The organism is Acidithiobacillus sp. TH-A67 (genome assembly GCF_057473545.1).
This window is the reverse complement of sequence record NZ_JBYCKU010000039.1, coordinates 22,837-36,784: the sequence shown is the minus strand read 5'-3', so window position 1 is coordinate 36,784 and position 13,948 is coordinate 22,837. Positions and strand designations below refer to the sequence as shown.

The window sequence follows — 13,948 nt, the reverse complement described above, 5'->3', positions numbered from 1 at the left end:
ACCCCACCGTAGATCGTCCTGGAAAGTAATCCATACCCAGGAGAACCGGACATCTCTATCTTGCCCAACACCGGACATTTCTAATGTGCTTTGACATATCAATAACCCCACGTGGACGCCCACCAACATCCTGCGAGAGGCTGAAGAAACCGGGGGTCCTCTTCCTCCTGCCGAGTTGCCCGAGCATCCAAACGCAGGCGTTTGCACACCCCTGGCGTTTACAGACTCCTTTCCGCATGCGCAGTGATCCAGTACGATAAGGCTGAGAACAAAGGGAGTGCAAAAAGTGAAAAAGTGGGTGTATCTCGCCGTCATTCTGGTGGTATTGGTCCTGGCTGTCCTACCCATGTTTTTTCGCGAGGGTCCCTATGGCGGGAAAGATCAGGCATGGTATGCGCATCACCCCGATGAGACGGCCAAGGAGCTGGCTTGGTGTCAGTCACACGAAACCCAAGGGAAGGCCACATCCTGTCAGTATGCGCGAAACGCCGCCATTGCCGGTATGAGCGGCGACTGAGGGACGATCCCAGGACATCGCTGACGCCAAATCAGCGCAAGGCTCCTCCATGCGTCGGTCGGAAAGCAGCCAAAGGGGGCAAATAGCAGATAAAACCCAATGGCGAGTAACCGCATGCCCTCATCATGGTGACCAAAAGCGCCATGGGCGCGCCAACGACCACGATGGCTTGTTATCAAATTTCGATGATGGTATCGCTGTAGTGCGCTACTAGCGGATCATGGGTCATCAGCCGCATAGGCTCGACAAGCGCCTGCGCGACCAGGATGCGGTCAAATGGGTCGGCGTGATGCGACGGCAGTTCTTCGGCGGCTGTTGCGTGCTCGGGCTCGATAGGTAGAAAGCGGTAGCCGGATTCTTGGAAATAGCGCAGCGCGTCCCGGCTGGACACGGGGATGTCTTTGCGGCCGAGGCTGTGTTTGATCGCGATTTCCCAAACCGTCGCGGCGCTGATCCAGACCGAAGACCTTGGCGACTCAATCAGTTCGCGTGCCCTCTTCTGCAGCTTGGGGCTGTCGGTGATGGCCCAGAGGGCGACATGGGTATCGAGGAGGAGGTTCAAGATCGACCGCCCAGGAATAGGAACTCGATTTCTTCATTATGGGCATCGATACTATCGGGCACCTCAAACTTACCCTTGGCGACACCGATGCGCTTACCGGCCTGGACGGAATCCACAGGCACCAACTTGGCAGCCGGGCGGCCATTGCGGGCAATGATGATCTCGCGCTCCTTGCCCTGTTCGATAGCTTCCACGAGGCGGGATAGCGATGACTTGGCTTGCAACATGTTGAAAGATTGCATCATGTCCTCCGAATCACACAAATTTAGTCTAGCCTGGCCAGCATCGGCAGTCCAGTTCGTGCAGGCGAATCACTCCCACTCGATGGTGGCTGGCGGCTTGGAGCTAACATCGTAGGTGACGCGATTGATGCCGCGCACCTCATTGATGATGCGCGAGGACACCTTCTTGAGCAGAGCGTAGGGTAGTTCGGCCCAGTCGGCGGTCATGAAGTCGCTGGTCTGCACGGCGCGCAGAGCTACCACGTAGTCGTAGGTGCGACCATCGCCCATCACACCAACGCTTTTTACCGGCAGGAAGACAGCAAAGGCCTGACTGGTGAGGTCATACCAGCTTTCGCCACTTTCGGGGTCAATGGTGGCCCGTAGTTCTTCGATGAAGATGGCGTCAGCGCGACGCAGCAGATCGGCGTATTCTTTTTTGACTTCACCAAGGATACGTACTCCCAGGCCGGGGCCGGGGAAGGGGTGGCGATAGACCATTTCCCGCGGCAGGCCAAGGACCACGCCGAGCTCCCGGACCTCATCCTTGAACAGCTCGCGCAAGGGTTCGAGCAGTTGCAACCCGAGTTGCTCCGGCAGACCGCCAACATTATGGTGGCTCTTGATGGTGACGGCCTTCTTGCTCTTGGCGCCTCCCGATTCGATGACATCGGGGTAGATCGTCCCCTGCGCCAGAAAGCGGACGCCACGATGGCCGGGACGGGCGGCCTTGAGTTTCTCGGCCTCGGCCTTGAAGACATCGACAAAGAGACGGCCAATGATCTTGCGCTTCTGTTCCGGGTCGGCAACGCCGGCGAGTTCGCGCAGAAAGAGCTCGCTGGCATCCACCCGTATTACCTTGGCGTGCAGCTTGCCCGCGAACATTTCCATGACCATGTCCGCTTCGTTTAAACGCAGCAGCCCGTGATCGACGAAGACGCAGGTGAGCTGGTCGCCGATGGCGCGGTGGATCAGGGCGGCGGCCACGCTGGAATCGACACCACCAGACAGGCCGAGGATGACCTCTTCCGCGCCGACCTGCTCGCGGATCCGCGTCACGGCCTCGGCCACATAGTCGCCCATCACCCAATCACCGGAGCAACCGCAAATTTGGTGCACAAAGCGACGCAGCAGCGCCCTACCCTGCAGCGTATGGGTGACTTCGGGGTGAAACTGTACCCCATAATAGCCGCGCTCCTCATCGGCCATTCCGGCGATAGGGCAACTGGCAGTGCTGGCCATCAGCCTGAATCCCGGCGGCAGCGCCGTGACTTGATCGCCGTGACTCATCCAGACCTTGAGCATGCCGTAGCCTTCCACTGTCTGAAAGTCCTCAATGCCTTGCAAGAGCCGGGTGTGGCCGCGGGCGCGAACCTCGGCATAGCCGAACTCCTGATGGTCCGCCCAGCTGACCGTGCCACCCAGCTGCGCCGCCATGGTCTGCATGCCATAGCAGATACCCAGCACCGGCACCCCGATCTCCCAGACCGCCTGCGGGGCACGCAATTCGTGGTCTTCGTAGGTGCTGCCATGACTTCCGGAGAGGATGATGCCCTTGGGCGCAAAGTCACGCACAAAGTCGTCACTGACATCGCAGGGATGGATTTCGCAATAGACATGCACCTCGCGCACGCGCCGGGCGATGAGCTGGGTGACCTGGGAACCAAAGTCCAGGATCAGAATACGTTCTTCACTCATGGAGGCGATCACTCCACCCGGTAGTTGGGAGCTTCTTTGGTGATGTGCACGTCGTGGACATGGCTTTCGCGCACGCCGGCCTGGGTGATCTTGATGAATTTCGCATCGCGCGCGAGCTGTGCCAGATCGGCGGCACCGAGATAGCCCATGCTGGAGCGCAATCCGCCCAGAAGCTGGTGGATGACCTGGGCCGCGGGCCCTTTGTAGGGCACCCGTCCCTCGACGCCCTCAGGCACCAGCTTGGGGGCCTCGGGACTGCTGGTATCCTGAAAATAGCGATCGGCCGAGCCCTGCTGCATGGCACCCAGGGAGCCCATACCGCGATAAGCCTTGAAGCTGCGCCCCTGATAGAGTTCGATCTCGCCTGGGGCCTCATCGGTACCGGCCAGTAGGCCGCCGACCATGACCGTGTGCGCACCCGCCGCCAAGGCCTTGGCGAAATCGCCAGAGAAGCGCACGCCACCATCGGCCACCAAGGGTACGTCGGTGCCCGCCAGGGCTTCCGCGACATTACTGATGGCCGTCACCTGCGGCACGCCCACCCCGGCCACCATGCGCGTGGTGCAGATGGAGCCCGGGCCGATGCCGACCTTGACACCGTCCGCGCCGGCATCGACCAAGGCCTTCGCGGCCTCCGCCGTGGCGATGTTGCCGCCAATGACCTCGACCGTCGGGAAATGTTTTTTCACCCAGGCGACCCGGTCGAGTACGCCCTGGCTGTGGCCATGGGCAGTATCGACAATGATCAGATCCACCCCGGCCTCGACCAGACGCTCGACGCGCTCGTCAGTGCCAGCGCCAACCCCCACCGCCGCCCCCACCAGTAGGCGCCCCAGACTGTCGCGACAGGCATTGGGATGGGCGGTGGCCTTGCTGATATCCTTGACAGTGATCAGCCCACGCAGCTCAAAGCGGTCATTGACCACGAGGATCTTTTCGATGCGATGTTTGTGCAGAAGGTCCTTGGTGGTGTCGAGACTGCTGCCCTCGGCTACCGTCACCAGGCGCTCGCGCGGGGTCATGACACGCTGACCGGCGCCTCCATGCGCGTCTCAAAGCGCAGATCGCGGTTGGTGACGATTCCTTCCAAACGGCCGTCCTCGCCAACGACCGGAACACCAGAGATACCGTGTCCGGCCATCAACAGCAAAACCTCGCGGATCGTGGCACTGGGACCGGTAACGATGGGGTCTTTGATGACACCTGCCTCGAACTTCTTCACCCGGCGGACCTGCGCCGCCTGCGCCTCAGGGCTCATGTTTTTGTGAATGATGCCAATGCCACCCTCCTGTGCCATGCAGATGGCCATCGCCGCCTCGGTGACGGTATCCATGGCAGCAGACAGCAGAGGGATGTTGATCTGCAGATTGCGACTCAGGCGGGTGCGGGTCTGAACATCGCGTGGCAGCACGGTCGAATGGGCGGGAACGAGCAAAACGTCGTCAAAAGTCAGGGCTTCGCCAATCAGTTGCATCGGAGCTCCTCAAAATAAAAAAGGGCCAGGCATCGCTGCACACCCAGCCCCGTCAGGCATACGCAATGATAGCTGCGGGGCGAAAAAAATGCCAATTTGCGCACCCCCGCTTCCCGCCGCTGCTCATCATTTCGAATATTGCCGATTTTTCGTATACACTGTGCGCGCTATTTGCCGGAGGGCTGGAATCACACTTTGGTCTCCCTGAAAAACTTCATTGCGGCACAGTTAGCCGAAGACGCCGTGCCGCCGCCCGCTGCCGTCGCGCAGACGCCATCTTTGCCCGCCGGGGCGCAGGTCATTGCGCGAGAGAAACACAACATCTCCCGCCGCCAGATCAGTGATGCCGCCTTGCAGGTTTTGAATGGCTTGCATCGCGCTGGCTATCAGGCCTATTTGGTGGGTGGCAGCGTGCGCGACCTGCTGCTTGGCCGCGAGCCCAAAGATTTCGATGTCTGTACCGACGCCCGGCCAGAGGAAGTGCGCAAACTCTTTCGCCGCAATGCCCGCCTTATCGGTCGGCGCTTCATCCTCGTACACGTACAATTTGGCCGGGAGATCATCGAGGTAGCCACCTTCCGCGGTGGTGACAGCGACGCGCAAACAGTGAGCGCCAGTGGGCGGATTCTCGCCGACAATGTCTACGGTACTCTGGAAGAAGACGCGCAGCGCCGCGACTTCACTGCCAACGCCTTGTATTACAACATCGCTGACCGCAGCATCATCGATTTCTGGGGGGCCTGGGCCGATATCGAGGCCCAGCGGTTGCGTATGATCGGCGAAGCAGCGCAGCGCTTCCACGAAGATCCGGTGCGCATGCTCCGGGCGGCGCGATTTGCCGCCAAACTCGGGTTTCAACTCGATCCCGCCATCGAGTCTGCCATACCCGCCTGCCGCGAGCTGCTACGCGAGGTACCCCCAGCCCGCCTGTATGAAGAAACCGGCAAGCTGTTTCTTGCCGGCTTTGCCCAACAAAGCCTGGCAGTCTTGCAGCGCTATGGGCTCTTCGCCGCCCTCTTTCCCCAACTCGCGGAACTGCTGGAGCGCGCTGAGGAAGGGGTTGCCCGCGAACTGATCCAACTCTCTCTGCGCAACACCGATGCACGGATAGCTGCCGGCAAATCCGTGCATCCCGCATTTCTCTTTGCCGCGATGCTCTGGCCAGTGCTGGTGGCGGAACAAGAGCGACTGATGCAGGAGGACAAGCCTGAGGTAGTGGCCATGCAGCAGGCGGCCAGTGCGGTGCTGGAAGAAAATCGCGGACAGATTGCCATTCCGCGCCGCTTTACCTTGACGATCCGAGAAATCTGGGACCTGCAAGCACGTTTTCATCGTCGCGGCGGACGGCGGCCTTATGCCCTGCTCGCCCATGCGCGTTTCCGCGCGGCCTTCGACTTTTTGCAGCTTCGTTGCGAGGCCGGTGCCGATCTTGGTGCTCTGGCGCAGTGGTGGCAGCAATTTCAGGATGCCGACAGCGAGGGCCGCAAAGAGCTCATCGAAGCGGCTCGCCAGGAGGACCGAGACAGCGAATCTCCGCTCGGTCCCCTGCCCGCCGGCGAGGCCAAGCGCGGCAAACGGCGGCGACGGCGGCGACGGAATCCCAAACAGGCATCGGAACCCGTAGCCGCACCAGAAGGCGAATAGGTTCCGCGCAGTGGTCCTCGACAGCGACCACGGAGAACTTCCGCAACGCATCCAGACTTTCTGGCCAGCTGCCCGCTTGCAGCAGCTTCGCTTTCTGGGCGCACAGGCCCAAGCCCTTGGCTCCCGGCTTTATCTGGTCGGCGGCGGCGTCCGTGATCTTTTCCTTGCCCGCGCAAGCCAGGACTGGGATCTTGCCATAGACGGACGTCTCGAACCGCTTCTTGAGATATTACAGGATCTGGGTTTCCAGTTGGACAAGCGTTCGCAGTTCGGTACTGCTAGCCTCACAAGTCCCGAGGGACTGCGCTGGGATCTGGCCCGTTGTCGCGGAGAGCGTTACCCCCAGCCTGCCGCCTTGCCCGAGGTTTTCCCCGCCGACATCCATACTGATCTGCAGCGCCGCGATTTTCGTTGCAATGCCATCGCCCTGCAGCTCGCCCCGGACGCTTTTGCCGAGATCCTCGACCCGTTTCACGGACGCGAGGATCTCGGCAGCGGCACCCTGGAGGTACTGCATTCCCAATCGTTTCAAAACGATCCTACACGGATCCTGCGCGGACTGCGTTTTGCCCGACGCTTCGGCTTTTCTCTGGGTCCGCAGGCCCGCCAGCAACTGCGCGAGGTGCTGGAAGCCAATGGCTTTGCCCATCTGAGTGGTACCCGACTGTTCCGCGAACTATCCCTACTGCTGCAGCTTCCTGATCTGCCCGGTAACCTGCAAACGTTTTGCAACTGGGGACTTGGCCCACTCTTACCGCCATTGGCATCCGCGCCAGTCGAGATCTGGTCAGCAGTACAACGGCTCGAACAGTCCCTCGCTGCATACCAACAGCAATTTCAGGACAGCATCGATCGGCCAGCAACGGTCCTCCTTCTATTCGCTTACTACACTCCGCAGGAACTGCGCACGCAGCATTGGCAACATTGGCAGTGGACTCCGGATAGGGCTTGGCTGCACGACCTTGCCGCTTTACCCGCGCGACTACCAGGGCCTACGCCGGCAATGCAGGCGCACTACTGGCAGAGCTGGACGCCGGCAGGTATCCTGTGCGCTTTGGCCCTTCAGGAGGACCCGGAGCTGAGCCGCTCGGCTTGGCACTATCTGCAGGTACAGCGCTGGCAAAAGGTGCCGGTAGATGGTCGGGACCTCCAGAACTGGGGCATCCCGGCCGGCCCACAACTCGGCGATCTGCTTGCACGTTTGCAAGATGCGACCTGGAACGGAGCCTTTGAAGATAAGGATGGAGCCCTGCGTTGGCTGAAAAAAGAAAATTTGCTGCCGTGATCACCTGGGTAGGGATTGGCAGCAACCTGCAAGACCCTCGCGTGCAGGTGGCGCGGGCGCGGGCGGCCTTGGCGGCGCTACCGCAATCGCGTTTGGACTGGGTTTCGCAAGACTACCTTTCGGAGCCCATCGGCGGGGTCGCGCAACCTCCCTTCGTCAACGCCGTGGCACGTCTGGAAACCTTTTTATCGCCAAAGGATCTGCTCCAGGCTCTGCACAGCATCGAAGAGCAGGCCGGACGGCAGCGCACGCTGGAACTGGTCTGGGGCCCGCGGGTGCTGGATCTCGACCTCCTTCTCTATGGTGATCTGCACAGCGAGGAGCCTAGTCTGCGCTTGCCGCATCCGCAAATTGCCCACCGTGCTTTCGTATTGCAGCCCATGGCGGATTACGATCCAGGCCTGATAGTCCCCGGCCTTGGCACCATCGCGCAACTGCTACCGGCGGTCGCCGACCAGCGCCTGGCGCCGTTGCCTCCCGTGGCGCAGTCCGACAATGCGGAAATCCGACGCTCATGCTAATCGTTGTCGAAGGCCCCATGGGGGTCGGGAAAACCAGTCTCACGCAGCTATTGGCCAGATATTTTGGCGCAGAAACATGTCTGGAGATGCCGGGAGACAATCCCTTCCTGGCCGAGCTCTATGCCGATGGCCGCCACGCCCTGGCAACGGAACTGCATTTCTTGCTGCAGCGCTGTGCCCAGTGGCAGGCATTGCCAGACGGCCTGTGTTTCAGCGACCACGGCCCGGACAAGGATTTGTTGTTCACCACGCAGACCCTGTCACCAGCGGAGCGCGATCTCTATCTGCAGATTCGTGCCCGACTGTTACCCCAGCCACCCCAGGTGGATCTGATGATATTCCTCGATGCGCCGCTGGAGGTCCTCTATTCGCGCGTGCGAGCGCGCGGTGATCAATGGGATGCGGCCATGCAACGCGAATACCTGGCCGGAGTCCAGGCACGCTATGCGGATTTTTTTGCCGGATATTCGGGTGCTGTCCTCGATCTGCGCGGCGAGAACATGGACTTCGTCGCACACAAAAAGGATGCTAAAATCTTGACCGATTTAGTCGGAAATAAACTACACGAGTTGGGGTGGCGGAGTTGAGCAAACGAATCGATACCTGGATCGCGGCCAAGGAGCGCGGAGAAAAACGCGTCTTAGTGACGGCTTACGATCATCCCTTCGCCAAGCTGGCAGAAGAGGCCGGCGTCGATGGCGTCCTGGTTGGCGATTCCCTGGGGATGGTCGTCCAAGGTCATCGCGACACCTTGCTAGTGACACTGGAACAGATGGCCTACCACACCGAAATGGTGGCGCGCGCCTGTCAGCGCAGTCTGGTCTTTGCCGACCTCCCTTTGGGCAGCTACGAGGAAAGCCCGGCGCAGTGCTGGCGCTCCGCTAGCACCCTGCTGCGCGCTGGGGCCGAGGTGATCAAGTGGGAAGGCGGACTCGAATTCCGTGAGCATCTGGAATTTTGTGCGGCGCGCGGACTGAACGTCTGCATACACCTCGGCCTAACCCCACAGCGCCTGCGCCAGTGGGGCGGCTTTCAGCGCCAGGCAACGACGCCCGAGGCGGCAGAACGCCTGGAGCAGGAGGCCGTGACGCTGGCGCAATCCGGCGCCCGTTTCTTGCTGCTGGAAGCGGTTCCCGCCGAGCTTGCCGCGCGCATCTCGGCGCAGAGCCCCATCCCCGTCATCGGCATTGGTGCCGGGCCGGATACCGATGCCCAGGTTCTCGTCCTGCATGACGTACTCGGCTTCGGCAAGGCCCCTCCCTTTGCTCGCGCCTTTGTCGATGGTGCGGCCCTGCTGCGCGCCGGCCTCGGCGATTATGTGCAGGCGGTGCGCGAGCTATCCTTTCCTGCCAAAGCGGGTAAACGCTGATGCCCATTCTGCGCAATACCGACAGCCTGCGAAATTGGCGACAGCAGCAGCGTGGCAGTCTGGCGCTGGTCCCCACCATGGGCCATCTCCATGCCGGACACCTCGCGCTGCTGCGCCTTGCCCAGGCGCGGGCCGAGCAGGTACTGGTGAGCATCTACGTCAATCCCTTGCAGTTTGGCCCCGGAGAGGACTTTGCAAGCTATCCGCGCACTCTGGAGAGTGACCTGCAGCAACTGGCAGAGCGCGGCTGCACGACCGTCTTCGTACCCAGCGACGAGGACCTCTATCCCCGAGGCGCTGCCGAACAAACACAGGTCGTCCCGCCCGAGCGGCTCAGCAATATCCTTTGCGGTGCGCAACGGCCCGGACATTTCACCGGCGTGGCCACCATCGTCCTCAAATTGCTGCACCTGGCCCAGCCAGACATCCTGGTCTTGGGGGAAAAGGATTACCAGCAATACCGCATCGTCGGGCAGATGCTCGACGACCTGAATCTTCCCGTCCAACTCCTTTGTGGACCGACCCAGCGCGATGGCGACGGCCTGGCCCGGAGTTCCCGCAACAGCCGCCTGACATCCGAACAGCGCATCCTGGCGCCACGCCTCGCGACCGAACTGCGACAGCTCTGCCAGCTTCCTGTGGGTAGCCCAGTACAGGCCCCGGCTCAGGACGCCAGAGAGCGTCTGCAGGCGGCGGGCTTTGCCGTGGACTATCTGGAACTGCGGGACAGTGAAAGTCTGGAACCCGTGAGCGAGATCCAGCCCGGGGCGCGCTGGCTGGCTGCTGCCCGTCTGGGCGATGTGCGACTCATCGACAACATGGTGATTCCGTGAGCGAACGACGCGAAATTCCCTACAACTACACCTCCTTTTCCGACCGCGAGATCGTTTGTCGATTCCTTGGGGACGAGGCCTGGGAGACCTTGGAAACGCTGCGCGGGCAGCGGGTCACCGGGCGTTCGGCGCGGATGCTCTTCGAGGTACTGGGCGATCTCTGGGTGGTGGCGCGCAACCCCTATCTGCAAGAGGATCTTTCTTCCGATCCCAAGCGGCGCCGTGCCCTCTGGCAGGCCCTGGAGCACCGCCTGGACGAGATTGCCCAGCGCGCCGAGGGCAATGCTCTGGTTTTGCAGCTTCTCGATCGCTGCCGCGTCGCCAAGCAACGTTTCATCGCGAACTTCGATGCCGAGCGCGAGCTGCGCAAACGGGCGGCGCAGGCATTGGCCAAGGTCAGCCCCAAAGATCATGTGGACTTCAGCCCCTATGCCCGGGTAGCGCACGTCACCGATGCCTCGGATTGGCGCGTCGAGCTGCCGCTAGTGGTCCTCTACCCGGCAACGGAAGCAGAGCTGGCCCAGCAAGTGCGCGTCTGTCGTGAGCTGCAGCTGGCCATCATCCCGCGCGGCGGCGGTACCGGCTATACCGGTGGGGCGATCCCCCTGACACCGCGCAGCGCCGTCATCAATACCGAAAAACTGGACTCCCTGTCGCCGATACAGGAAGTCGCTCTGCCCGACTGCGATGCCCTGGTGCCCGTCGTCGAAGCCGGTGCCGGAGTAGTCACCAAGGCGGTTGCCGACCTGGCCGAAAGCGCCGGGCTGGTCTTTGCCGTCGACCCCACATCTCTCGATGCCTCCACCATCGGCGGCAACATCGCCATGAATGCGGGCGGCAAAAAGGCGGTACTCTGGGGCACCACCCTGGATAACCTGGCCTCCTGGCGCATGGTCATGCCCGATGCCCGCTGGCTGGAGGTCGAACGCCTGGATCACAACCTGGGCAAGATCCACGACCAGGAGCAGGTGCGCTTTCGCATCACCCGCTACGAGGCGGATGGCAAAACCCCCATAGGCGCACCCGAGATCCTCGAACTCCCCGGTAGCAGTTTTCGCAAGGCCGGATTGGGCAAAGATGTCACCGACAAGACCCTGGGGGGCTTGCCGGGCATTCAGAAGGAAGGTTGCGACGGCATCATCACCTCGGGACGCTTCATTCTGCATCGCATGCCCAAGCACCTGCGCACGGTCTGTTTGGAGTTTTACGGCAAGGACCTGGAACCGGCGGTCGCTGCCATCGTCGAGCTCAAGAACTATGTGGAAGGTCGGCCGGATATGCTACTGACCGGGCTGGAGCACCTCGACGAGCGTTACATCAAGGCGGTCAAGTACAGCAACAAGGCGCCGCGGCGCGAGCGCCCGCGCATGTTGCTGCTGGCCGACATTGCCAGCGACGATGCCGACGCCGTCGGAGCTTGTGCCTCGGCGTTGGTGCGCTTGGCCAATGCCCGCGGCGCCGAAGGCTTCATCGCCACCACCCCCGAGTCGCGACGCCGCTTCTGGGCCGACCGCAGCCGTACCGCAGCGATTGCTGCGCATACCAACGCCTTCAAGATCAATGAAGATGTCGTCATTCCCCTCGATCGGCTGGGCGAATATACCCGCGCCGTCGAGCGCCTCAATATCGAACAGTCGATTGCCAATAAACTGCGCATCATCGACGCCTTGCAAGGCTACCTGCAGGGAGAGATGCCGGAACTGCGGCGGGTGAAGGATTTTGAGGACAGCGCCGAGGAGCGCGCCATCGTAGCGGGCAAACGAGAAGCGGCGCTTGCCCTCCTACAGGAAGTCCACGGTCGCTGGGAGCATTATCTTGCCCATCTTGACCAGCCCACCGAGGAGTTACTCCCCAGCGTACCCGCGGAGGAGCAAGGGCGGATCGATCCCCAGCAGAGCCTCTTGCAGTTGCTCTTGCGGCGTGACCTGCGCATCAGTTACCGCGAGGACATCGGCAAGCCCCTGGAAGAGCTCTTCGCGGGGGAGCGCTTCACTGGGGTGCTGGGCGAGATCCGGCGCATCCACGAGAGGGTCCGGCGTACGCGCATCTTTGTCGCTCTGCACATGCACGCTGGCGACGGCAACATCCACACCAACATCCCCGTGCTCTCTTCCGACCGCGAGATGCTGCAGGAGGCCGACCGGGTCGTCGACCGCATCATGGAGATTGCCAAGGAACTGGGCGGTGTCATCTCCGGTGAGCATGGCATCGGCATCACCAAGATGCGCTGGCTGGAGCCGGAAAAGGTGGCAGCCTTTCAGCAATACAAGGCGCAGGTCGATCCGCATGGCGTCTTTAATCCGGGTAAACTGCTGCCCGGTTCGGGACTGGAAAGCGCCTATACCCCGTCACTGCAACTGGTGGAGCAGGAGGCGCTGATTCTCGAGGCGAGCGAGCTCGACAGCCTCAACCGCGAGATCAAGGACTGCCTGCGTTGCGGTAAGTGCAAACCGGTCTGTATGACCCATGTGCCACGCGCCAATCTGCTCTATTCGCCACGCAACAAGATCCTGGCGACAGGGCTTTTGATCGAGGCCTTCCTCTACGAAGAGCAGACCCGGCGCGGGGTATCGCAGCAGCATTTTCAGGCCCTGGAAGATGTTGCCGACCATTGCACCACCTGCCACAAGTGCATGACCCCCTGTCCGGTGGACATCGATTTTGGCGAAGTCTCGGTGCACATTCGCAATCTTCTGCGCGCGCGCGGCGAAAAGACCTTCAGCGCCGGTACCCGGCTGGCCATGAGCTATCTCAACGCCAGTGACCCGCAGACCGTGCACTTCCTGCGCCGTGGCGTGTTGCAGCCCGCCTACCAGGCGCAGGCCCTGGCGCACCGCATCGTCCGGCCCCTGCTACCCAAGGGTGAGGCGCCGGCCACCACGGGCAAGGCCGATATCCGCGCCGAGGTCATTCACTTCTTGCGCAAGCCGCTGCCGACTGACATGGGGGCGCAGACCATGCGCCAGATTCTCGGTATCGTCGACCACGAAACAGTGCCCATTTTGCGCGATCCACAGACTGCCCCGGACAGCGAGGCCGTATTCTACTTTCCCGGCTGTGGCAGTGAACGCCTGTTCAGCCAGATTGGTCTGGCCACCCTCGCCATGCTCTATCGCGTGGGGGTACAGACGGTGCTGCCCCCCGGCTATCTTTGCTGCGGCTACCCGCAGACCGCTGCCGGTCAGGAAGACAAGGGGCAGGAAATCTCGGTGCGCAATCAGGTGCTCTTTCACCGCGTGGCCAACACCCTCAACTATCTGGATATCAAGACCGTCATCCTGTCCTGCGGCACCTGCATGGATCAGTTGCTCAAGTACCAGTTTGAGCAGATCTTTCCCGGCTGCCGGCTGCTTGACATCCATGAGTTTCTTATGGAGAAGGGCGTGCGCATGGAAGGCGTTTCCGGCGTGCAGTATCTCTACCATGACCCTTGTCATAGTCCGATGAAGACGCACAAGCCGCTGACCGTGGCGGAGACCCTGCTCGGCCAGCCGGTGCGCGGCTCCGAGCGCTGCTGCGGCGAGGCCGGCACCCTGGCCAGCAGTCGTCCGGATATCGCGACGCAACTGCGCGCGCGCAAGGAAGAAGTCCTGCACCAGGACATCCAAGCCCTCACCGGCGCGCCCAAGGCGCAGGGTGGCAACGTCAAGTTGCTGACTTCCTGCCCAGCCTGTCAGCAGGGTCTGGAACGCTACCGCCTGGATACCGGCCTCGAGACCGATTACATCGTCGTTGAACTCGCCAAGGCACAGATGGGGGTCGATTGGGCGCGACAATTTGCCGAGGCCGCCCGCAATGGCGGCATTGAACGGGTCTTACTGTAG

General features: G+C 61.7%; 13 protein-coding genes. 8 read left to right on the top strand and 5 right to left on the bottom strand.

What is annotated here, in order from left to right; translation table 11 throughout:
• Positions 1–286: 286 nt before the first annotated feature.
• A complete protein-coding gene (locus AC2VNM_RS06030) occupies positions 287–517 on the top strand; it encodes a hypothetical protein (protein WP_483166615.1) in 231 nt (76 codons plus the stop codon).
• 175 nt (positions 518–692) lie between these two features.
• Here AC2VNM_RS06030 and AC2VNM_RS06025 read toward each other — a convergent pair whose 3' ends face one another.
• From AC2VNM_RS06025 to AC2VNM_RS06005, 5 genes are all read right to left on the bottom strand, one after another.
• Positions 693–1,079: a type II toxin-antitoxin system VapC family toxin gene (locus AC2VNM_RS06025; RefSeq protein ID WP_483166614.1), complete on the bottom strand. Its 387-nt coding sequence runs from the start codon at positions 1,077–1,079 to the stop codon at positions 693–695.
• A complete protein-coding gene (locus AC2VNM_RS06020; protein ID WP_483166613.1) occupies positions 1,076–1,324 on the bottom strand; it encodes a type II toxin-antitoxin system Phd/YefM family antitoxin in 249 nt (82 codons plus the stop codon). Before AC2VNM_RS06020 ends, AC2VNM_RS06025 begins: the two co-directional genes overlap by 4 nt.
• Positions 1,325–1,390: 66 nt before the next feature.
• Positions 1,391–2,998: a glutamine-hydrolyzing GMP synthase gene (gene guaA / locus AC2VNM_RS06015; protein WP_483166612.1), complete on the bottom strand. Its 1,608-nt coding sequence runs from the start codon at positions 2,996–2,998 to the stop codon at positions 1,391–1,393.
• 8 nt (positions 2,999–3,006) lie between these two features.
• A complete protein-coding gene (guaB, locus tag AC2VNM_RS06010; RefSeq protein ID WP_486913032.1) occupies positions 3,007–4,020 on the bottom strand; it encodes an IMP dehydrogenase in 1,014 nt (337 codons plus the stop codon).
• Positions 4,017–4,472 (bottom strand): IMP dehydrogenase, encoded by a 456-nt coding sequence (locus tag AC2VNM_RS06005; protein ID WP_486913031.1) that lies wholly within the window; start codon positions 4,470–4,472, stop codon positions 4,017–4,019. Before AC2VNM_RS06005 ends, guaB begins: the two co-directional genes overlap by 4 nt.
• Before the next feature lie 195 nt (positions 4,473–4,667).
• On the opposite strand from AC2VNM_RS06005, the gene pcnB reads away from it, so the two are divergent.
• From pcnB to AC2VNM_RS05970, 7 genes are read left to right on the top strand one after another with little or no spacing between them, the layout of a single operon-like run.
• Positions 4,668–6,116, top strand: a complete 1,449-nt coding sequence (gene pcnB / locus AC2VNM_RS06000; RefSeq protein WP_483166610.1) for a polynucleotide adenylyltransferase PcnB — start codon at positions 4,668–4,670, stop codon at positions 6,114–6,116.
• 10 nt (positions 6,117–6,126) lie between these two features.
• Positions 6,127–7,401, top strand: coding sequence for a tRNA nucleotidyltransferase/poly(A) polymerase family protein (locus tag AC2VNM_RS05995; RefSeq protein ID WP_483166609.1), 1,275 nt, complete (start codon positions 6,127–6,129; stop codon positions 7,399–7,401).
• A complete protein-coding gene (gene folK, locus AC2VNM_RS05990; RefSeq protein WP_483166608.1) occupies positions 7,371–7,922 on the top strand; it encodes a 2-amino-4-hydroxy-6-hydroxymethyldihydropteridine diphosphokinase in 552 nt (183 codons plus the stop codon). Before AC2VNM_RS05995 ends, folK begins: the two co-directional genes overlap by 31 nt.
• Positions 7,916–8,509 carry a deoxynucleoside kinase gene (locus AC2VNM_RS05985; RefSeq protein ID WP_483166607.1) on the top strand — a complete coding sequence of 198 codons (594 nt, stop codon included), beginning with the start codon at positions 7,916–7,918 and terminating at the stop codon, positions 8,507–8,509. Before folK ends, AC2VNM_RS05985 begins: the two co-directional genes overlap by 7 nt.
• Positions 8,506–9,291, top strand: a complete 786-nt coding sequence (panB, locus tag AC2VNM_RS05980; RefSeq protein WP_483166606.1) for a 3-methyl-2-oxobutanoate hydroxymethyltransferase — start codon at positions 8,506–8,508, stop codon at positions 9,289–9,291. The genes AC2VNM_RS05985 and panB overlap by 4 nt, the downstream gene beginning before the upstream one ends.
• Positions 9,291–10,124: a pantoate--beta-alanine ligase gene (gene panC, locus AC2VNM_RS05975; protein ID WP_483166605.1), complete on the top strand. Its 834-nt coding sequence runs from the start codon at positions 9,291–9,293 to the stop codon at positions 10,122–10,124. The genes panB and panC overlap by 1 nt, the downstream gene beginning before the upstream one ends.
• Positions 10,121–13,948, top strand: a complete 3,828-nt coding sequence (locus AC2VNM_RS05970; protein WP_486913030.1) for a DUF3683 domain-containing protein — start codon at positions 10,121–10,123, stop codon at positions 13,946–13,948. Before panC ends, AC2VNM_RS05970 begins: the two co-directional genes overlap by 4 nt.

Excerpts from the sequence above, each read along its gene's own strand:
- AC2VNM_RS06005 (WP_486913031.1), bottom strand. The coding sequence starts at position 4,472 with ATGCAACTGATTGGCGAAGCCCTGACTTTTGACGACGTTTTGCTCGTT.
- AC2VNM_RS06020 (WP_483166613.1), bottom strand. The coding sequence starts at position 1,324 with ATGATGCAATCTTTCAACATGTTGCAAGCCAAGTCATCGCTATCCCGC.
- panC (WP_483166605.1), top strand. The coding sequence starts at position 9,291 with ATGCCCATTCTGCGCAATACCGACAGCCTGCGAAATTGGCGACAGCAG.
- guaB (WP_486913032.1), bottom strand. The coding sequence starts at position 4,020 with ATGACCCCGCGCGAGCGCCTGGTGACGGTAGCCGAGGGCAGCAGTCTC.
- AC2VNM_RS05985 (WP_483166607.1), top strand. The coding sequence starts at position 7,916 with ATGCTAATCGTTGTCGAAGGCCCCATGGGGGTCGGGAAAACCAGTCTC.
- guaA (WP_483166612.1), bottom strand. The coding sequence starts at position 2,998 with ATGAGTGAAGAACGTATTCTGATCCTGGACTTTGGTTCCCAGGTCACC.